Annotated in this window: 22 protein-coding genes and 1 pseudogene; 4 read left to right on the forward strand and 19 right to left on the reverse strand. The window is 42.7% G+C overall.

Annotated features, from left to right (window positions below):
* Positions 1-74: 74 nt before the first annotated feature.
* Positions 75-464: a c-type cytochrome gene (locus C7R92_RS17505; RefSeq protein WP_069850817.1), complete on the reverse strand. Its 390-nt coding sequence runs from the start codon at positions 462-464 to the stop codon at positions 75-77.
* A gap of 77 nt (positions 465-541) precedes the next feature.
* A complete protein-coding gene (locus tag C7R92_RS17510) occupies positions 542-811 on the reverse strand; it encodes a YciI family protein (RefSeq protein WP_106835131.1) in 270 nt (89 codons plus the stop codon).
* Positions 812-954: 143 nt separating this feature from the next.
* On the opposite strand from C7R92_RS17510, the gene C7R92_RS17515 reads away from it, so the two are divergent.
* Positions 955-2,391, forward strand: a complete 1,437-nt coding sequence (locus C7R92_RS17515) for a PAS domain-containing sensor histidine kinase (protein ID WP_106835132.1) — start codon at positions 955-957, stop codon at positions 2,389-2,391.
* Here C7R92_RS17515 and prfB read toward each other — a convergent pair.
* The 4 genes from prfB to hpf form a co-directional block, all read right to left on the reverse strand.
* Positions 2,381-3,494 (reverse strand): peptide chain release factor 2 gene (prfB, locus tag C7R92_RS17520; RefSeq protein ID WP_106835133.1). Its coding sequence is split into 2 segments (ribosomal slippage): positions 2,381-3,412 and positions 3,414-3,494, totalling 1,113 coding nucleotides; the frame shifts between segments, so codons are not numbered across the junction. The two genes, C7R92_RS17515 and prfB, sit on opposite strands and share 11 nt — an antisense overlap.
* A gap of 114 nt (positions 3,495-3,608) precedes the next feature.
* Entirely contained in the window at positions 3,609-4,070 is a 462-nt protein-coding gene (locus tag C7R92_RS17525) for a hypothetical protein (RefSeq protein ID WP_017252259.1), read from the reverse strand.
* Positions 4,071-4,317: 247 nt separating this feature from the next.
* Complete coding sequence (secA, locus tag C7R92_RS17530; RefSeq protein WP_069850828.1) at positions 4,318-6,837, reverse strand: preprotein translocase subunit SecA; 2,520 nt, start codon at positions 6,835-6,837, stop codon at positions 4,318-4,320.
* 200 nt (positions 6,838-7,037) lie between these two features.
* Complete coding sequence (hpf, locus tag C7R92_RS17535; protein WP_017252261.1) at positions 7,038-7,601, reverse strand: ribosome hibernation-promoting factor, HPF/YfiA family; 564 nt, start codon at positions 7,599-7,601, stop codon at positions 7,038-7,040.
* Positions 7,602-7,810: 209 nt separating this feature from the next.
* Here hpf and C7R92_RS17540 point away from each other — a divergent pair, with 209 nt between their 5' ends.
* Positions 7,811-8,863, forward strand: coding sequence for an HD-GYP domain-containing protein (locus tag C7R92_RS17540; protein ID WP_106835134.1), 1,053 nt, complete (start codon positions 7,811-7,813; stop codon positions 8,861-8,863).
* A 31-nt stretch (positions 8,864-8,894) separates the two neighbouring features.
* Here the strand turns inward: C7R92_RS17540 and C7R92_RS17545 are convergent.
* The 5 genes and pseudogenes from C7R92_RS17545 to C7R92_RS17565 all read right to left on the reverse strand — a co-directional run.
* Positions 8,895-9,062, reverse strand: a pseudogene (locus C7R92_RS17545) (cold shock domain-containing protein); the annotation flags it as partial.
* The gene (locus tag C7R92_RS17550; RefSeq protein ID WP_026043386.1) at positions 9,058-9,732 is read right to left on the reverse strand and encodes an amino acid ABC transporter permease; all 675 of its coding nucleotides are present in this window, start codon (positions 9,730-9,732) and stop codon (positions 9,058-9,060) included. The pseudogene C7R92_RS17545 and the gene C7R92_RS17550, both read right to left, overlap by 5 nt.
* A gap of 88 nt (positions 9,733-9,820) precedes the next feature.
* A complete protein-coding gene (locus tag C7R92_RS17555) occupies positions 9,821-10,624 on the reverse strand; it encodes a basic amino acid ABC transporter substrate-binding protein (RefSeq protein WP_106835136.1) in 804 nt (267 codons plus the stop codon).
* A gap of 289 nt (positions 10,625-10,913) precedes the next feature.
* On the reverse strand, positions 10,914-11,696 hold the full coding sequence (locus tag C7R92_RS17560; protein WP_017252264.1) for an OmpA/MotB family protein: 783 nt from the start codon (positions 11,694-11,696) through the stop codon (positions 10,914-10,916).
* Positions 11,689-12,498: a motility protein A gene (locus C7R92_RS17565; protein ID WP_017252265.1), complete on the reverse strand. Its 810-nt coding sequence runs from the start codon at positions 12,496-12,498 to the stop codon at positions 11,689-11,691. The genes C7R92_RS17560 and C7R92_RS17565 overlap by 8 nt, the downstream gene beginning before the upstream one ends.
* A gap of 157 nt (positions 12,499-12,655) precedes the next feature.
* Here C7R92_RS17565 and C7R92_RS32365 point away from each other — a divergent pair, with 157 nt between their 5' ends.
* Positions 12,656-12,832: a putative motility protein gene (locus C7R92_RS32365; protein WP_167403221.1), complete on the forward strand. Its 177-nt coding sequence runs from the start codon at positions 12,656-12,658 to the stop codon at positions 12,830-12,832.
* 215 nt (positions 12,833-13,047) lie between these two features.
* The gene (locus tag C7R92_RS17570) at positions 13,048-13,341 is read left to right on the forward strand and encodes a hypothetical protein (RefSeq protein WP_106835137.1); all 294 of its coding nucleotides are present in this window, start codon (positions 13,048-13,050) and stop codon (positions 13,339-13,341) included.
* A gap of 725 nt (positions 13,342-14,066) precedes the next feature.
* Here the strand turns inward: C7R92_RS17570 and C7R92_RS17575 are convergent.
* The 8 genes from C7R92_RS17575 to fliS form a co-directional block, all read right to left on the reverse strand.
* Positions 14,067-14,819 (reverse strand): TylF/MycF/NovP-related O-methyltransferase, encoded by a 753-nt coding sequence (locus C7R92_RS17575; protein ID WP_106835138.1) that lies wholly within the window; start codon positions 14,817-14,819, stop codon positions 14,067-14,069.
* A gap of 15 nt (positions 14,820-14,834) precedes the next feature.
* Positions 14,835-15,761: a polysaccharide deacetylase family protein gene (locus tag C7R92_RS17580; RefSeq protein ID WP_106835139.1), complete on the reverse strand. Its 927-nt coding sequence runs from the start codon at positions 15,759-15,761 to the stop codon at positions 14,835-14,837.
* A gap of 16 nt (positions 15,762-15,777) precedes the next feature.
* Complete coding sequence (locus C7R92_RS17585; RefSeq protein ID WP_106835140.1) at positions 15,778-16,932, reverse strand: GNAT family N-acetyltransferase; 1,155 nt, start codon at positions 16,930-16,932, stop codon at positions 15,778-15,780.
* Complete coding sequence (locus C7R92_RS17590; RefSeq protein ID WP_106835141.1) at positions 16,913-17,332, reverse strand: VOC family protein; 420 nt, start codon at positions 17,330-17,332, stop codon at positions 16,913-16,915. The genes C7R92_RS17585 and C7R92_RS17590 overlap by 20 nt, the downstream gene beginning before the upstream one ends.
* A gap of 13 nt (positions 17,333-17,345) precedes the next feature.
* The gene (locus tag C7R92_RS17595; protein ID WP_106835142.1) at positions 17,346-17,582 is read right to left on the reverse strand and encodes an acyl carrier protein; all 237 of its coding nucleotides are present in this window, start codon (positions 17,580-17,582) and stop codon (positions 17,346-17,348) included.
* The gene (locus C7R92_RS17600; RefSeq protein WP_106835143.1) at positions 17,582-19,255 is read right to left on the reverse strand and encodes an HAD-IIIC family phosphatase; all 1,674 of its coding nucleotides are present in this window, start codon (positions 19,253-19,255) and stop codon (positions 17,582-17,584) included. The genes C7R92_RS17595 and C7R92_RS17600 overlap by 1 nt, the downstream gene beginning before the upstream one ends.
* 262 nt (positions 19,256-19,517) lie before the next feature.
* Entirely contained in the window at positions 19,518-19,877 is a 360-nt protein-coding gene (locus tag C7R92_RS17605) for a flagellar protein FliT (RefSeq protein WP_244195768.1), read from the reverse strand.
* 7 nt (positions 19,878-19,884) lie between these two features.
* On the reverse strand, positions 19,885-20,262 hold the full coding sequence (gene fliS / locus C7R92_RS17610; protein WP_106835145.1) for a flagellar export chaperone FliS: 378 nt from the start codon (positions 20,260-20,262) through the stop codon (positions 19,885-19,887).

Below are 20,262 nucleotides of genomic sequence, written 5' to 3' on the forward strand. Positions count from 1 at the left end.
AATACAACAAAAAAACTTTTTTACGTCCAAAGAAAAAAGCGCCCGATTGCTCAAGCGCTGGTTTGTTGCCCTGTTTACTTTTTGTCCGCTAACCATGCAGCGATGTTTTCTGCATCTTTTCCTTTGACGAGACCAGGAGGCATTGATCCTTTTCCTTTTTCCAAAATGCCCAGGATCTGCTCCTTGTTCAACTGACTACCGATCTTTTGCAAGTTCGGTCCAACTGCCCCTTCCAGCGTCTGTCCGTGGCAGCCTGCACAGGTATTTTTGAACATGGTTTCTGCAGTTGCTGCATCATAGCTGCCGGATGGCGTCGTCGAAGGTGTTTCTGTTGCTGGTTTTTCGGCTGCCGGCGTTTCTGTCGCTGGTTGTTGTGCTGGCGGCTGTGTTTGCTTGCTGGTACCACAGGCACTTAGCGAGAATGCGAGTACAGCCGCTATCAAAACGAATGGAATACGTTTCAAGGCTGTTCCCTCCTTTATTCGGATTCTTCGCTAAGTATGCCTCCGACTACCAATTCTCATTCTTGCCAGAGCCACATTTAGGACAAAGGAAGCTCTAACGGGCTCCATTCACGTAACTCCAACGTCCTTGCGCCTTCCACGACAACTGGATCAGCCTCAGCCAATTTGCGAGCTTCTTCCAGAGAATCCGCTTTGTAAATAACCAATCCGCCAAGCTTATCTGTGAAGGGTCCTGCCATGATCACTTTTCCCTGCTTGTACAAATCATTGATATACGTAAGATGCGCAGGTCTTACTTGAGCATTCAGCTCTTGATTCACGATTGGCAAAAATGCGGCATACAACATAGACGGTTTCTCTCCTTTTTCATGACCTTGTTCTTTCATGAATTATAACATAATTATGAATACGGACTTTGGTCTGGTAGGATTTTTCCTTTCTACAGCGAACGATTCAAAGGTAGCAAGTAGCAACAGAGAGGCGGATAGGTATGGGCACGCAGATACAGTTATATACATCTCTCTTCCACAACAATCCTGACGCTGTTTTCATGTTCGACATGCAGGGAAGATTCACAGGAGTAAACGCTGCTGGCGAAGCATTGGTAGGATACACCTCTCAAGAATTGCTGCGCATGCAAATTTGGGAAATTCTCGCTTCTACAGAAGATCTCGACAGTAAGAAACAACAACAAATCCTCTCTGCAGGAATCAGAAAAAATAAGCATTATCAGTTGATCCATAAAAACGGGCAGGTTGTTGATATTATCGCTTCCAGCTTTCCCATTTTTCAAAACGGCGAAATCATCAGTCGCTATTCCATTGCCAAAAACATCACGCAGCAAAAGAAAATGGAAGAGGCTTTTCACCAGATGCAAGAGAACTTTCGGTTAATATCCGAAAACATTATGGATTTGATTTTTATTGTAAATGTGGATGGAATTATTACCTACGCTTCCCCTTCTGTTCAGGCAGTTACTGGTCTCACGATTGATCAAGTGATCAATCAGCATTTTTTAATCTTGATTCATCCTGAGCAAGTAACCAACGCCAAGAGCGATTTTGCTCAAATGATGAAGCAGAAGATCACACTCGATGCCGAGTACCATTACCTGCACCCAGACGGAAGAATGTTGCTGTTCGATGTGAAAGGAACACCTGACATTTGTTCGAACGGTCATATTCTCAGCACGGTTTTTGTGGCACGTGATATTACAGAACGTCGGCAATCAGAGGAATTGCTTCGTTACTCTGACAAGCTGTCAGTTCTAGGAGAGCTTGCCGCGGGAATCGCCCATGAAATTCGCAATCCACTTACGGCCTTGAAAGGGTTTATTCAACTCATGGAAGGGGACGAGTTCGCCAATCAGCAATACTTGCAAATTATGCGATCCGAAATCGACCGGATCACTTCGATTACCAGTGAGCTTTTGATCATGGCGAAGCCGCAAGCGTTGCGATTTGCTCCCAACGGCCTTTTGCCATTGCTTTCGTCTGTCATTAAGCTTTTGGAACCACAGGCACTTCTTAAAAATGTATCTATTCTTACTGATTTTCCGCAAGTGACTTCCCTCATTTTGTGTGAGGAATATCAAATCAAGCAAGTCTTCATAAATATCATAAAAAACGGCATGGAAGCCATGCCGTTAGGTGGGAATCTCACAATCAAGGTTGTAGAGCGCTCTTCCGATGTTGTCATCCGAATCAGCGATCAAGGACAAGGTATCCCTGCCGAGCTACTTCCCCGATTAGGAGAGCTTTTTTATAGTACAAAAGAAGCAGGAACCGGCCTGGGGTTAATGGTAAGCTCAAAAATTATTCGCGATCACGGCGGTACAATCAACATCACCAGTGATGTCGGCAAAGGAACCACCGTATCGATTTCCATACCAAAAGCCTTGAAGCCTTCTGTTTCGTTTACCGATTAATCTGCGCGCGTAGATAAGCATCGATAAACGAATCAATCTCACCATCCATGACTGCTTGAACGTTTCCTGTCTCCATATTCGTCCGGTGGTCTTTTACCAGACTGTATGGGTGGAAGACATAGGAACGAATTTGGCTGCCCCATGCAATATCTTTTTGTTCACCTTGAATCGCGGCCAACGTTTTCTCTTGTTCTTCCCGTTTTTTCTCGAACAGTCGTGCCGTCAGCATCTTCATCGCACGCTCCCGGTTTTTAATCTGGGAGCGTTCTGTTTGACACGTCACCACAATTCCAGAAGGCAAGTGAGTAATCCGTACAGCGGAGTCAGTCGTGTTGATATGCTGACCACCTGCACCGCTGGAACGATACGTATCGATTTTCAGGTCTTCTGTACGTATGTCTACCGCATTATCGTCTTCGATCTCCGGCAGGACGTTGCAAGACACAAATGATGTGTGACGACGTCCAGAGGCATCAAACGGAGATATCCGCACAAGACGATGAACCCCTTTTTCTGATTTGAGGTAGCCATACGCATTGTAACCCTTAATGAGGAGAGTAACACTTTTTACACCGGCTTCATCACCAGGCAAATAGTCCAATGTCTCCACCTTGAAGCCCTTGGCATCCCCCCAACGTGTATACATGCGCAGAAGCATGGACGCCCAATCCTGGGACTCTGTCCCACCCGCTCCCGGATGTAGCTCCAGAATGGCGTTGTTCTTGTCGTATTCATCACTCAAAAGCAATTCCAGCTCAAAGCTCTCAAATGACTTCCGCAGCTCCTGCGTACTGTCATACAGATCTTGAATGAGGGACGCATCCCCTTCTTCGATGACGAGCTCCAGCATTACCTGGAGATCCTCGTACTGGGAATCCAGCTTGGCCATCGTCTCTACGAGGCTTTTGATGGCATTCAGTTCACTGATTGTCTTCTGCGCTGCATCATTGTCATCCCAAAAATCGGGTGCCAGCATGCGCTCTTCCAGTTCACCGATTCGTTCCTGTTTTACTGGGAGGTCAAAGAGACCCCCTGATATCCGCTAATCGCTTAGCCATGCTAGACATCTCTTGTTTGATGTCCGCAATATCGATTAATGCCATGTTGCGAATCACCTTCTCTTTACGTAAGCTATGTTTTATTGTAACGTAATTTGCCAGATGCGCAAATACGGCAGCATGTCACGTTTAGAAAAGGGACTTCGCCGCTACCCTTTGTCACGTTGCCACCGGTGGTGATGGCGAGGATCTCAGGTCTCGGATTTCATGTGGTTGTTTATTTTCCGTCTGTGGTACAGCAACCAGATGGAGATGCGTACGTCGAGCTTCGCTTGCTTTCAACTGATAAGCTTGCTTGATGAAGGCTTGTCTCTTCCAGTTGTGTGTTTTTCGATATTTTTTGGCTAGCGGACTTTCACGCGTTCGATCCACCATTCCATTCGGCGGTGCGATCAAGGCCTCATTCCAATTCGGCTCCGGAATTTCCTCTATCAGTCGCTTGTCCTCAAAGACCGGGTCTTGCGCAGAGATGACTCTCGGTAATTCGATCCCCTCCTCCTTTTCAATCAGCTGTACTTTTTTATTTTCTTTTCCTGTCTTTAGCACTGCTTTTAAAGTAACAGAAATGCGCTCCATAATATTCTTCGTTTGTATCCCCATCACGTTCACTGACGTTCTCATTTGTTCATTCCCCCGTCTTCGTGAATTTTTGGTAAAAGTGTTGTACTTACGATTCTATTTATTTTTCAGATAATTACCACTTGAATCGTTCGATCACATTTACCAGTGTTAGACAAATAGATCGTTAATATCAGACGAGGAAGAATAGATGAGGACGAATACTGTCAAGGCATTAGGAATGGGCAAGAAAAAAACATTCCCCTCGCACCGAATTTGCCGATACGAGAAGAATGTTTTGTCATATTCCTTAGTGTTTCTTATTTTGGCGTTTGCGTTCTTGCTCCTGAGCGCGACGCTGTGCACGGTTTTTCGGATCAGCATCACCGGAGGTCTCCGGATCTGGACGATCAGATGGTCCGGAAGTTTGCAAGTTGTCCGGGTCGATTCCTTGACCGCGAATAACATCCTGACGCTCCAGGTTTTGACTGACTTCGGCCTTCATGATATACATAGCGACTTCTTCCTGAACAGCAGCCAGCATACCTTGATACATTTCGTATCCTTCGAACTGGTACTCACGAAGCGGGTCGTTTTGTGCGTAGGCGCGCAGGTGAATACCTTGACGCAACTGATCCATCGCATCGATGTGATCCATCCACTTGCTGTCGACAGCACGCAGAATGACGACTTTTTCAAACTCGCGAATCGATTCGCCGATTTCTTCTTCACGCTGTTTGTACTGCTTATCGACTTCTGCTTTCAACAGCTCGAGAATTTCTTCTGCTTCCATGCCTTTCAGCATTTTAGCTGTAATCGTTTCTTCATGGAGGAACCCATTATTGGCAGCATCGGCCAATGCTTGCAGATCCCAATCCTCTGGTACCTCTTCTTTTGGACAATGCAGAGACACTGCACGCTCCATTACTGCGTAGATCATATTCAAAGCAACATCGCTGAGGTCTTCCTGCTCCAGGATGTCTTTACGCTGTTTGTAGACAACCAGACGCTGTTGATTCATCACGTCGTCGTACTGGAGAACGCCTTTACGTGCATCGAAGTTCGATCCCTCTACACGCTTCTGCGCAGATTCCACCGCACGAGTAACCAGGCGGCTCTCGATCGGCATATCCTCTTCCATACCTAGACGATCCATCATATTCATGATATTGTCCGCACCGAAACGACGCATCAGCTCATCTTGCATCGAGAGGAAGAACTGGGATGAACCCGGGTCCCCCTGACGACCAGCACGACCACGCAGCTGATTGTCAATCCGACGGCTCTCGTGACGTTCTGTACCGATAATATGAAGACCGCCCTGCTCTGCAACACCTTCGCCCAGCTGAATGTCCGTACCGCGACCCGCCATGTTTGTCGCAATGGTAACCGCTCCATACACACCTGCACGCGCAACGATTTCCGCCTCGCGCTCATGCTGCTTCGCGTTCAGTACGTTATGCGGTACGCCTTTTTGCTTTAGCATTTGGGACAAGCGCTCCGAGTTTTCGATGGAGATGGTACCTACCAGGATCGGTTGGCCCTTTTTGTGACGCTCGACAATGTCGTTTACAACCGCACGATATTTGGCTGCCTCTGTTTTGAAAACAAGGTCTGGTGAATCAATACGCTGCACAGGCTTGTTCGTTGGAATCACCACGACGTCGAGACCATAAATCTTTTTGAACTCCTCTTCTTCCGTCTTCGCTGTACCTGTCATACCGGCCAGCTTCTGGTACATACGGAAGTAGTTTTGCAAGGTAATGGTCGCCAGTGTCATGCTCTCGCTTTGGACACGCAAACCTTCTTTGGCTTCAATCGCTTGATGCAAGCCATCGCTGTAACGACGTCCAACCATCAGACGGCCGGTGAACTCGTCAACGATCACAACTTCGCCTTCCTGCACTACGTAATCAACATCGCGCTTGAACAGCACTTGTGCCTTCAACGCCGCCGTAATGTGGTGGTTCAACGTGATATGTGCCGTATCGTACAGGTTGTCGATGTTGAATGCCTGTTCGACTTTGCTCACGCCTTCATCCGAGAGGTTGACGATTTTCAGCTTCTCATCGATTGTGAAATCTTTTTCTTCTTCCAGGCGTTTCACAAAATGCGAGCAGATGTAGTACAGCTCTGTCGATTTGTTAGCAGAACCGGAGATGATCAACGGCGTACGTGCTTCGTCAATCAAAATGCTGTCCACCTCGTCGATGATAGCGAAGAAGAGTGGACGTTGCACCATTTGTTCCTTGTACAGAACCATATTGTCACGCAGGTAATCGAAGCCAAATTCGTTATTCGTACCATACGTAATGTCACACGCGTATGCTTCGCGTTTTTCTTCAGGGCTCAGTCCATTCTTGTTCAAACCGACTGTCAGTCCAAGGAAGTTATACAGCCTACCCATGATAGTCGAGTCACGCTCAGCCAAGTATTCGTTCACGGTAACGACGTGGACGCCTTTGTCCATCAAAGCATTCAGGTATGTCGCCAGTGTCGCAACCAGTGTTTTACCTTCACCCGTCTTCATCTCGGAGATACGGCCTTCCTGAAGAACCATACCACCAATCATCTGGACGTCGAAGTGACGCATGCCCAGTACACGGATCGATGCTTCACGTACAACGGCAAACGCTTCATTCAAAATTTTGTCCAGTTCTTCTCCATTTGCCAATCGCGCCTTAAACTCAGCTGTCTTCTCACGCAATTGGTCATCCGAGAGTGCCTTAATCGTTGGTTCCAGCGCGTTGATACTTTCTACGCGCTTAAACATTTTCTTTACTTCACGTTCATTGCTGTCGCCGAATATCTTTTTAACGAGTCCTAACATAAGGACACCCCTTCCATATACTGCCAAACGAAAATGCACAAGCCGGCATGAGTCCAGATAATAAAAAAAGGATACCGATTCTACGAAAATAATACTTTCTAAAAAGATATTTTATCAAATAGAGCATCCTCTACACAAGTAAAGGGAGTTGCTAATAGCAACTCCCTAGTCTTATACGAATGAGAATGTGTAAAGTTTCGTTATTTTGGTTCAATCAATCCGTAACGCCCATCATTGCGGCGATACACCACACTGACGTCATTGGTGTCACTGTTTTGGAAAACGAAGAAGCTGTGTCCCAGCATATCCATCTGCATGACCGCTTCCTGTGCATCCATCGGCTTCAGATCGAAGCGTTTGGTTCGAACGATATCGATGTCTATATCCATATCATCCTCATCCACATCCGGGATCATGACTGCTACTGGTTGACTCTCACGCTGTGCGATTCTTCCTGTCGAATCAACTCGAAGCTTCCGCATCAGCTTCGTTTTGTGTTTGCGAATCTGACGTTCCAGCTTTTCTACTACCAGATCGATAGCAGCATACATATCTTCGTGCGTTTCCTCCGCTCGGATAATGACCCCACTCAGTGGGATAGTTACCTCGATCGTGCCTTCTCCGCGATGTACATGCATGGTGACTTGTACTTCTGTAGGCTGTGGAGTTTCAAAATATTTTTCCAGACGGCCGACTTTCTTTTCGACATATTCTCTAAGGGCAGCGGTGACTTGAATGTTTTCTCCACGAATGTTAAATTTCATGGTTCCAACCTCCTTCCGTCTATACATACTTATTCGCCGCCTCTGTAAATAATCCTTCTACTCAGCTTAAAAAAATCTTTGCAAATCTTTTACAAACCATCAATATCCGACATTTTTTTACCAATACTTACTAGATTCCCTATGCTATAATAGTTGAGGTAGTCATCCCATCCTATATCGCGGTCGTACATCGCACTGGAGGAATCCTCATGGCCGAGGTAAAACCTTCCCATTCACTTATCGGAACAACGCTCGCTCAAGACGTCTACAATGAGTACGGCCTGCTTTTATTACCCGCTGGTGCAACCCTTCATCTAACTGATATACGACTGCTAGAGGCTCACCAGGTGGAAGCCGTACACGTTACTACTGACTCGGAAGCACCCGAAATGCCTTTTCCTCTCCTTCATTGGAGTGAGGCAGATGCTGCAAAGGCCTATATGGTGGCCGTACAAAAAACCGAGTATTTATTTAACCAGCTCGCAAATGGGGATACCCCCCGACTGCAACAATTTAGCGACGCTGTTCATCCTATGCTCGATCAAGTTCTTCATCACATGAGATTTCTGCGCTTTATTTATTTGAATGAAGGAACAGAAAGTTATACGTATCGCCACTCCCTGCATGTAGGTATCGTGGCAGCCTTAATAGGAAAAATTATAGGATTGCCGCAACGTGATGTTCATTTTTTGGGCCTTGCAGGTCTTCTCCATGACATCGGCAAGATGAAAATTCCCGATGAGCTGCTGTCCAAGCCAGAGCGTTTGACAGACGAAGAGTATACGATTATGAAAAAGCATACCGTTTATGGCTACGAGCTCCTGCGCACCATGGACGATGCCGACAACTTGCTGGCACAATGCGCTCTGATGCACCACGAACGTTGGGATGGAAGTGGATATCCCCTCGGACGAAAAAAAGATGGCATCCCTTTTGAATGCCAAATCATCAGTGTCGCAGACGTATTTGATGCCATATGCACAGATCGCGTGTATCGGAAGGGAACCTCTCCCTTTGAAGCAGCGAATGTTCTGTGGGAGTTAGCTTGTTCAGGTCAATTAAATCCGATGATTGTGTCTCGTTTTATCCATTACATTATCTTACTTTACATTGGTTCCCATGCGCTTTTGAGCAATGGCGACCACGTCGAAATCATTATGATTCATACTGATGAGCCTATGCGCCCTCTCGTTCGAAGAGGTAATGATTTTATAGACCTGAGACTGCAGCGTTCCCTACGCATTCAAAGAATGATCAGTTAAACACGTGGAAAAAACGAATCCCCCTGTCCTATCAAGGAACCAGGGGGATTTTGCTATTGTTTCGTTTAATCTTCACGACGTTCGCCGCTTGTGGACCATGTTCCCCTTCCACCATGTCGAATTCTACGGCCTGTCCCTCATTTAACGAACGAAACCCATCCGACTGAATCGCCGCAAAATGGACGAATACGTCATCACCGTGTGGAATATTTTTTCTCTAGTCCTCTCACGACTACACGGGACAAGAACAACGTAAGGACCAGGTAAACCGCCGCCTCTGTTAAATACGGGGGGTAGCGCTCAAATGTACTTTTCGCCACGTTCATGGCTGCGTAGTTTAATTCCGGTGTCGCGATTACTGCCAGAAGGGATGAATCTTTTAAAAGAGCAATAAACTCATTTCCGATTGCGGGCAGCATTCGTGTAAACGCTTGTGGAAGTATAATTTGGCGCATGGCAAGGCCCTTGTTCATGCCAAGTGATCGTGCCGCTTCCATTTGCCCCGGATCAATGGATTGGATGCCAGCCCGAAAGATTTCCGCCATATAGGCAGCCGCATTGAGCGAAAGCGCCACGAAGCCTGAATAAATCGCTTCCGGGCTGCTCGCTCCCGGATACAGAATACCCCAAATCGACGGAATCACCGCAAAATGGATCAGCAAAATTTGGACCAGCATCGGGGTTCCCCGAAACAGCTCTACGTAAATTGAACAGGTCCACCGTATCATTCGCTTGGAGGACATTTTCCCCAAGCTGATAAACAACCCCAAAAATGTTCCACAAACCGTAGCCACTGCGGTCAGTAAAATCGTATTAATAATGCCGCGGATAAACAGTTCACGATAGTCGTAGATGACACTCCAGTCCAATGGCTAATCCTCCCTTCTTCATGTCAGCAAGCCCTGTTGCGAACAAACGCCGGCTACGTCGTAGAGACGCACCCGGCCATTTTGCTGCCTACTTATTGCCAAAGTACTGGGTGTAAATTTCCTGCAGCTTTCCATTTTCTTTTATCTTTTTCAATCCGTCGTTGATTTTGTTCATCGCATCGGTATTACCCTTTTTCACGATAATTCCGTAAAATTCCTTTTCAAAGGAATCATCTTTAATCAGCTTAAACTTCTTATCTTTAACTTTATTCACGTAGTAGGACAAAACGCCATTGTCGCCAATCACTGCATCTACTCGACCATTAAAGAAGTCATCGACGGAGGATGGCATGTCGTCATAGCCTTTCAAGCCTTCGTACGTATCTCCAAACGCTTTTTTGACCACTTCTTCACCCGTAGTTGCAGCTTGGACCCCGATCTTCTTGCCTTTCAAATCTGCCAGCTTCGTCACTGGCGAATCTTCCGCTACCAGAATGAGTTGGTTTGCTTCAAAGTATGAGTCCGAAAAATCGTATTTCTCCTTACGCTTCTCCGTGATCGTGATGGACGAGATCCCAATATCAACCGTCCCTTTGTCCAGTCCATCAAAAAGCGGGTCCCACCCGGTGTTTTTCCACTCGATCTTGAATCCGCCAGCATCCGCGATCGCGTTCATCACATCAATGTCATGCCCACTAATCTTGTCAGCCTCAAGCATTTGGAACGGTGGATATGCCGCATCTGTACCGACTACGTACACCTTGTCACCCGAACCACCACTTGCTCCGCCACTGCCAGACGTTTGCTGACCACCCGATCCACAGCCTGCGAGGAGTACCCCCACACCGACGACCAACGCGAGCGATTTGAACCAATTTGTCCCGATACGCATTTCGAAATCCCCCTTGTGTCTCTCTATCTGCCCATTTTGTCCCCAGCAATGTCCACATGGAAATCACGGTTTTTTTGCGTTCTCCACAGAGTTATCCACATTATCCACATGACCTTGTGCACAAGCTGGGTATAACTATTTTCCTGTATATTCTGCCACTTTGGTACGAAAGTAAGGGAAACGAACAGGGAGAATAAGTAGGTATAGCAGCAAAAAAACAGGATTCATATATACGGGATATAGTTCTATCCTGCATATAAAAATCCTGCTTTTATCTGAAAATAATGAATTATTCTTTTTCTGCCAAAATCACGACCTCTACCCGGCGATTCTTCGCACGGTTCTCCGCGTTGGAGTTGTCCACAAGCGGTTTGTATTCGCCCAAGCCTGCCACTGTAAAGCGAGACGCTGGTAAGGAGTGAGCATCCACCATTTCACGCATGACAGAGATCGCGCGCGCCGAGGATAGCTCCCAGTTGGATTGGTAGGAACTGCGCGATATCGGTACATCATCTGTATAGCCCTCGATTCGCACCTTGTGCTCGAAACGCTTCAACACCCCTGCTACTGTCCCGACGACTTGCTTCCCTTGGGCCCGTAGGTCTGCCGAACCACTCGTAAACAGGATCGTTTCCGGCAAACGGATACGCAGGCCTTCTTCGGTCTCCTCGTAGTCAAGATTCAGCTCAGCCAAAGCAGAGGATAGCTGGTTGCGCACCGTCTCCATATCGCGCTCACTCGAGTCAGACATGCCCATTGGCGGCTTTGGCACGTTTACGGTGTCTTCGGAGCCTTCTTCTTTTTCGCCTTTGAGCTCCTTCTGGCGAGCCTCCAATTTGTAGACCTCTCGCTGCAGCTCCAGCTTTTGCAGATTGAGCAGGTCGAGACTCTCATGCACCTGCTCCAAGCTCGCTTTTTCCTTTTGGACCTCTTCTTTTTGTGTCTGAATGCTCTTCGTCTGCGTCGCCGCGATAATAATCACGATCACGAACAACAGCGTAATCAGGTCACTGTAGCTAAGCAGCCAGCTTTTCTCTAGCTCTTTTTCGTCGTATAACCGTTCGTCATGCATAGCGGTCCTGCCTTTCAATCGTGCCCTTCATGCTGCCTGCCTCTTTAATCAGCACCAGCTTTTGGTCACCTGGCAAGAATGAGTTCAGCTTTTCAAACAACAAGCGTGGTGTCTCCATGCGCTGGAGACCAATGCATCCTTCGATGAAAAGACGCTTTTCAAACATTTCCCGGTCGTACAGATCCATCAGGCGATAGTAGCATGGCAGCGCGAACAAGTTCGCCAAGAGCGCGCCATACAACGTCGCTACGACCGCTGCGCTCAGACTGTGTCCGGTCAAGGCCATGTCTTCGAGCGACTTCAGTACACCCGTCATCCCCAGAAGCGTACCGACCAGACCCATCCCTGGCGCCAACAAGCTGATGAGGCGGAAGAATCCTGCTGACTGTTGGTAGCGATACTGCTCGCCCTTGAGCTCGTTCTCCAGGATCAGGCGCAGCTCTTCTTCAGGAACACCCTCGATCGCCAGCAGACTGCCGCGTTGGACAAAGGTATCGGTTTCTTGCTGGAGCTCCTTTTCGAGCGCGATATAGCCCTGCTCCTTCTGGACGAGCGCGTAGTAGTAGAAGCGCTTGATCGTTTCTTCGACGTTGCTTTGTCGGCCGTGGATGAGGAGATGCCAGATTTTTTTCAAGTCGAGATGCTTGCGTTTCACTGCATAGGACATGACTACGGAGAGCGCGACTAGCTCGATAGCGGTTACGTTGAGGAGGTCCGATAAGGTTCCGTTTAGGTAGACCGCGTGTATGAAGATGAGGAGGACGGCTCCGATTAAGACGAGTGAGCGGCGTTTTGTGGACAAAAGTGATTCACCTTCCTAGTTTTTCAACAAGATGTTCTTAAAGTATAGCAGATGGTGGAAAAAAGATGAGAGAATAGAGTCATGGTTATAGTGAAGCTTGGTATAGAAAATGTCGATAATGATAAAGAAAGTAATTCTAGCAAAGAGGTGATCATCTGTGAATGCCGTACAATTAAAACAAGCTGTTACTATTAGTTTGACGAAGCAAGTGCAGGAGACTGCGCAAGCGCAGGCTTCCATCATGTTGGAGGGTTTTGCTAAGACGCAGCAAAATGTTCAAGCGGCTCAGGCAAGTCATCCAACGTTAGGGAAAGTATTGGATATTAAAGCTTAAGCCTCTAGACCGGGTTACTCCGGTCTTTCTTTATATTTAAAAATAGGAGTATTCATTTTGGCAAAGGATTACCAGGTGAATTAGTCTGCACACCCTAACATCTACAACAATTATAGTGAAAGAACGTATAATTTCAATTTTCCGAACCAGAGGCTGGAATAAATCCAGATACCGGTTTATTGCTACTAATAGCAGGATTTAGTGGTAATACTAATTTGAATGGCTATAAGAAAATGTGGAGAGAGTTTGCAGATCAATATAACCTTGTTACAGTACAATGTGATTATTTTGGACAAGAGCTCATGCAAAGTTATCAATCACTACAATTAAACCTTACCCCGCAAGATATGGAGCTGGTGTTTACTCCAGATGAAATTAAAATGATCTATAATGAAGTTTTTAATCCATCGCTATTCTTAGACATAACAAGCAAATATCATATCGGAGTGGCTGCATATAAAAAACCAAACGAAAGTATGGAAAATTTTAATGATATGGGAATAATGTAAGCCCTGAATAACATTACTGCCATTTGCTACGTCATCCAAATTCTTAAAGTTAATAACTTAAAGTTTAACCCTAGAATAACGATTATTTATGGCCACTCTATTACACTGCTTCTGCAATTGATAACGATCCAGAAATCCTTCACTTACCTACTCTTTACAAGAAGTTTAATAATTTCTGTGAGATACAATCTTTCCATGGTACTATTGACACTTTAATTAGTCATATTAATAAACAACAGTTTTGCAAATCACTGAAGAATTGTACATACCATGAAATTTCTGAAGAAAAGCTTGATGGGATCACCTTTCAATCAATAAATCATGGTTTGGACGTAGATTTACTAACTCTATTTGATTATGTGATGAAAAATAAGCCCTTTGAAAAATCTGATGAGTTACAGTTAAATCCTATCAAACGAAAACTCGTAACTATCTTTTCAATTACACTTCCGGTATTCCCTTACTATACAAATAAATCAATACACGATTAAATGGGCTGAACAGAGTCAAGGGGAAAAAAGGCGAAGCGAATCCTCGACTCGTTGGTGGAGAGAAATAAAATCCTTTGGGGAGTAAGCCTTAATCTACTCTTTTGACATCAATTATTTTACAGAAACCACTTATATAAAACAAACGTGTATAAAGGTAATACCTGTCGCCCTTAATACACGTTTGTTTTTGTATTACGAGATACTTTACTACACCAATTATATTAAAATCATTGTCTACTCAATAATAATATATGAAGGTACAGTAGCAAATTTTGATCTTCTAATTTGATACTTGTTTATACCCAATACCTCAAGTAATGCCAGAGTTTCTCCTGGGAAAGCAGGGTAGTTAAGCTCATCAAAAGCAATAATACTTCCTTTTGTAACACGCTCCATAATTAGTTCCAGACACGCTTTTGTTGGCTCATATATATCAAAATCAAAGTACGCCAATGAGATAATGGTCTCCGGATGTTCCTCCAGATACTTCTTTAAAGTTTGAGTAGCATCACCTTTAACCAATTCGAATTTGTTAATATGATTTAAGGGGCTTAATTTTTGCCTTGTGAATAATAAATTTTCTAAGTACTCCTCATATCCTTCGGTAACAGCATAGGCACCTTTTTTAATGATACTGTCAGTGCCATCTTTTTCATTTACAGATGGAAAGCCTTCAAATGTATCAAACCCTACAATTTTTCTAGTGTAGTTATATGGTTCATATATGCCCCTTAACGCCTCATAGATTGCAAGGTTGGTTCCCCAGCGAACACCAAATTCCATAATCACACCATTTACATTTAAAATCTGCTGAAAAATATCATTTATAAATAGTATGTGTGATAACATTTGTCTATGAGTATATAACGCCATATGATCGATCATTTCATTTTTGGGGATTGGGCTATTTATAAATAAATCTAGCAATTCCAGTCGAGTCTGTTTTTCATCCTCAGCATATCTTTGAAGAAACTCTATTTTATTCATCTTGTATCGTCTCCTTTATACATTGGTAGTATATTGTTCTATTACGGTATTAATACTACTAGATCTACTAGGTGGTAATTGCACGCAGTCAATTCTATCTATCCAGAACCCATCATTTCCGTTCATCAATCCTGGATTAACTGTAAATCCTTTTCTAAAACCGTTTTCTCGTAATATCGGAGTTATTTCATTTCTCATTCTTTCGTGCATTTTCCCACCTCCAAAGGCCGGAGTATACCATTGAGAATTAATACCCAATGTCTCCTTTAAAAATGCCTTGCAAGGCATAATTTCATTCTTATAAAATTCATGTGGATTTCCATTGTAAGGTGCATGATGGTGGCAATGCACTCCTATAGCCATCCCTGATTGAGACATTTCCTTCAAATCTCCTACATTCAAGTAAAAATTTTTAATGAATGATAAGCTATCCGGGAAAATAGTCTTAAAAATAGATTCTAATACTTCCCTTGATTCTGACTGCGATAACATAAAATTCAAAACATACTTATTGAACCTTCTTAACCTATTTGGTTCATAATGATATATACTGCTCTCTTCTTCCACATTAGAAACATCATATCGAGAAGAAAGTAACTCCCAAATTTCTTCGTCAGTCTTAAAAGAAAGAATCACATGAACTAGATGAAAAACGGGGATAATGCCAGTTAACATAGGACCTGACATAACTGTAAAGTACGCAGGTATACCCTTTTTTTTCAAAATATCGTAAGCATAAACATATTGATCTCTAGTTCCATCATCAAAAGTAAGAACGCACTGAGGTTTTACTGACTTTTTATTTAATTCGTCAAGGTGGACTATGTTGTGTGTTTTACTGATTAGATCAATCTGTTTTTCAAATTCCTCTGGTAGTAATGGAAAAATACCGTTCCATCCACTCCTTGGACGTACATAGTGATACATTACAGCAAAATCCATATTTCACCCCAGATAATCATTCTTCACTCCATTCACTAGGTAAGGGCCAGATATTTGGCCTATCCATGTCACAATCTGATTTAACAAAATAAGTATCGTTAATGTCGAAATTAAGGGTTTCTCCCAATTCATTTCTCACTTTCCAAGTGAAGTTTATTGGGTTGACCTTATAACGAAATGGTTGAAACAGACCTGCCAAACCGTTTAATGCGGGAGTATAGTCATAGTTCTGTTTTCTAAAACCAACCTTAAGCAGTAAATGTTCCAACCGATTCGTACTAATTTGAAAATCGGCTGCTACACATCCCATATCTCTTGCCCAGTTCAATATTCCACCTAAAATTTTTATGAAATCTGGATCTGTAAAGCCACTCCAAACCTCTTTATTGGCCGGAATTAATTCAATGATACGTAAAATTTTTGTACCATGAATTTCTGTGTCATTCGGAGAATAGACTCGATCTATCCTAATTACTGCAACACCCTGATGTTCATTTCCGAAATATAAATATTTAAATCCATTACTGTTCTTATAACGCCAATCCCAAAAAGAAGCATTTCTATGTTGAGAAAAACGAAACTCTCCTATAATACTTCTTTTATACAGAGCCTCTAAGTCTTCTACCCTTATTTCAGTATTGGGTGTCTGTGTCTTTTCAGCAGAGAAATTTTCTGAGATTTCATTAACCCACTGATCTATCTCCTCTGTATTTACCTGTTCTTGAAGTAGCAACTTGTATTTATCGGAATTCAACGGTAATACATACCGATTAAGATTTTCTGAATAGGAGTATCCCATTCTTTTGTACATCGGAACCACATTTAAATTACAGCCAAGAGTAAATGTAACCTGCTTTTTCTTTTCCGTTTCTTTTAAAAGTAATATACCTAGCCCACTGTTTCTATACTCTTCATCTATTACCCACATAGTCAGACCAGCACCCTTTTGTACTGTTCCATCTACGTCATAAAAGCTCGGGATATTTCCTAAAAACCCTATTATTTTCTCTTCCTTTAGTACAAGAAAAGAATCTGTTGCTTCCTCTTCCTTTATCCGATACTGCCAATTAAAAAGTGACTTGTCATATATAGCGTGCTGAACTGCCCAATTTTTCTTGAGAAATTGAACTAACGGATCAAAAAAGCTATCCTCATACGGAATGATCTTCAATGGAAGGCTTCCTTTCTAATAGTTCGAATAATCCCCATACTGGATGGAATACCCAAGCGATTTTTCGGCCTCCAAACGCTACAGCTGGGGTAGGATTTTGAATCACCTTGAATTTATGAGAAATTGTGTGGAGTAATCCGTCATCAATATCATCAACTTCAAAACAAAGATGGACCAACTTATTGCCCTTTTTAATGCTGTTCTGTACAGGAGAGTCTTCAGTAGTTGGTTGTATTACTTCAACATGACAATCTCCAATGTTCATAAAGCCAACTTTTACACGTTGAATTGAATCTTCAACCATGTTTAAGTTACCAATCAGAGATTGTTGTGTATTAGATATAGCCAGCCCAACATGATGAAAGGTGGCAGAAGGTCCAAAAAAGTTTGCATTAACCATAAAATTTCTCTCCTTACTTATTCCTATGTCTTTTAAGGAGATCCATAATTCCCTGAATTGTCCGGATTTCAGCAATTTCCTCAATACCTATCGAGACATTAAATTCAGACTCAATTTCCATAATAAGATTTAAGTGGTTAAGCGAATCCCACAATACAAAATCATCCTTGCTTGATTGTAAAGTAACACTTTCTAAAGGAGCTTCAAAGAGTGTAGCAACCATATTTTGTACCTTGGTGAAATCATCCATTAATTTTGCACCTCATTAATTACATTGATAAAATCTGGACTTGGTACTTTATTCATGTCTAATAGGTAATCAGATGAATCAGTATACTTATCCTTAATAAAATCAAAGAATGGTTGGTTTTTGTCTGTTTTCTGATACCTAGCCCTTACTGAGTCAATATTCATTTTCTTAATTTTAGACAAGACATTGAATAACAATGCCTCTTCTATTTTTTTCCCCATTACTCTACAACTCATGACGAAGTCAACAATTTCCGCTTGATTATTGGATACTGAAAAGCTTATTAAGGCAGTTATTCCAGAATCGCCGAATTTATCTTGCACTTGGAACACATATACTTGATTTTGATCAAAACTGCTCCAATTCCAGTACTCATCTTCTGTGTATCGATTCGTAGCCATATTGAATTGGTTAGTTTTATTCAAAAGCTGGACTGCACGTGTCAATAGATTTTTCTCTAACGGAAGTACTTTAACGATAATATCCAAAGATTTTAACCAATCATCTATTGATGACGCATTTGAAAGACTTATTTTTCGTTCAGATTCTTTTTGATACATTTCTGTTCTAACTCTGTCTTCACGAGTAATTTCAATAGTTTCAAAACAATCAAGCATACGAATAAATGTTGGATACGCCGTATAATCCTCAGGTAAATCAGGAGTATATATCTCTGGGAATGCCTGCTTTACTCTTTCTCTTTCAGTAGGATTATCATCTAAAAAAACAACAGACTGCAGACCAATATTCAATTCGTTTACCATTTCTGCGATATTCTCCGCCTTATCCTTCCAATTAATCCGATAAGAAGAAAAGTCGAACATTCTCAATATCATTTCCGGATGATTCTCTATCATATCTTTTGCAATGCTCTCATCATTTTTACTGCTTATGGCAAGTAAAATTCCACGTTCTCTAAGTTTTTTTAATTCCTTTTGGAATTGAATGAAGCTCTCTCCAATGGGATTAATTCCACCTAAATTAATATTATCAATCCCATCATCTCCGATAATACCTCCCCAAAGAGTATTATCCAAATCGCAAATAATTACCTTTTTAGTTTGTCCTTGAAATGCTCGAATGACAGACTTCATTTCATAAGCAGCTTTCTCAAAGTAATCTCTAGAGTAGTTAATTTTCCCAAGTGCGAACATTTTATGGTCAAAGCTCTTCTTTTGCAAAGAAATATACCAATAGTTAGAATCTAATAGAACAATATGATTGTAGTTACTGAAGTGTTGAGCTAAGCGGAGGTTCATTTGCATTAATATATTGGTATGTCCTACATTATGTTTATATGCAAGAGTCTGAATCTCTCGATAATGAGGTGGCATTGACCAAGAAACAACAAAAGTAAGTTTGCTTCTTTGACTAGATTCTATTATATTCCTTGCAAAGTAATCGACTTCGTCCATTAACGAATTGATTTCAAATTCCTCATAACCCAATACTTTTTCAAAAGATGGAATACTTCTTTCAGGGGTTGTCCACACGATTAATAGTTCATTTTCTTCCTTCCAGACACTGTGGTGTGGATCCATTAATATCTGTTGGACTTGATTATAAGGCCCTGTCTTCGCCTCAATGAAAGGAGTGGTTGAACGATCTGACAAAAATCTCAGAATAGGGTCAACAATAGTATCTGCTAGTATTAGTGCTTTAATATCAGGCATAATAACACTCCATTGAAGTTAAATATTATGTACAGGCATCATCGGCTATTTCAAATATCGGTAAATCTAGTCGTAAGCAAAATAGGACAATTGTATTAAACTGAAGTCTTCATTCCTCAACTATTCTTAGATTACGTTGACGTAACGTAGTCTTACTTAAACGTAAGAAAATCCCCTCCGATCGAAAGCGTTACGTTTATCTTTTCAGACAGACGCTTTTCACTCTCTATCATAAAGGGATTCTATTACGTCCCACTTGTTCCTATTTTTTTCTGTCAAAAAACGCTCCGTAACCAGTTGGTCCTGCATCCTGATAAGAATTCGTAACCATCCTGCTACGTTGAACATTATTCAATTTTTTTTGGATCTCTTGCTTGTGTCCCTCTATCAGTGGAAACAGTCTTTGATTGATGGCAAACACTTTCGAAAGTAGTTGACGATTGGATTCTGTTAGCATATCCTCCAGCCCTTTTTCTTGCAGCGATTCAATGAGCTTTTCCCTCTCATCCAAAATAGTCAACCACTCTTCTGGCTCCGAGTCATCTTGCATCACGATCTCTTCCAAACGAAGAGTCTCTCTAAGCAAACGTTCCAAGAGTTCCTCAATTGTCTTTTCCATCATTTGCTCCTTACCCTTGTGATTTCGCGAGCTGCATGGCCTCTTTCCATGTGTCTCGGAACTGAAGGAATAAGCTTTCCACTTCACTCAGAATCTCTATATCTTTACGCATATTTGCTTCAATCGTACGGTGGAGCATATATTCATAGAGCTTAATGAAGTCTTTAGAGATCGTATAATCGCTATTCAAGGTAGACATCAGCTCATATAAAATATTTTGCACTTTGAGAGATGCTTCGTGTGCCTTTGCTACATCCTTATCCTCAATTGCGCCTTTAACTTGTTTAATAAACTTAAGTGCTCCATTGTATAACATCAATGTCAAATCAGCAGGAGTAGCGGTCGTTACCTGATTAGATTGGTATGTTTGAGCAGCATTTTGTAACAT

It is taken from the genome of Brevibacillus porteri (assembly GCF_003013475.1).
In the GTDB taxonomy this organism is placed as follows: domain Bacteria; phylum Bacillota; class Bacilli; order Brevibacillales; family Brevibacillaceae; genus Brevibacillus; species Brevibacillus porteri.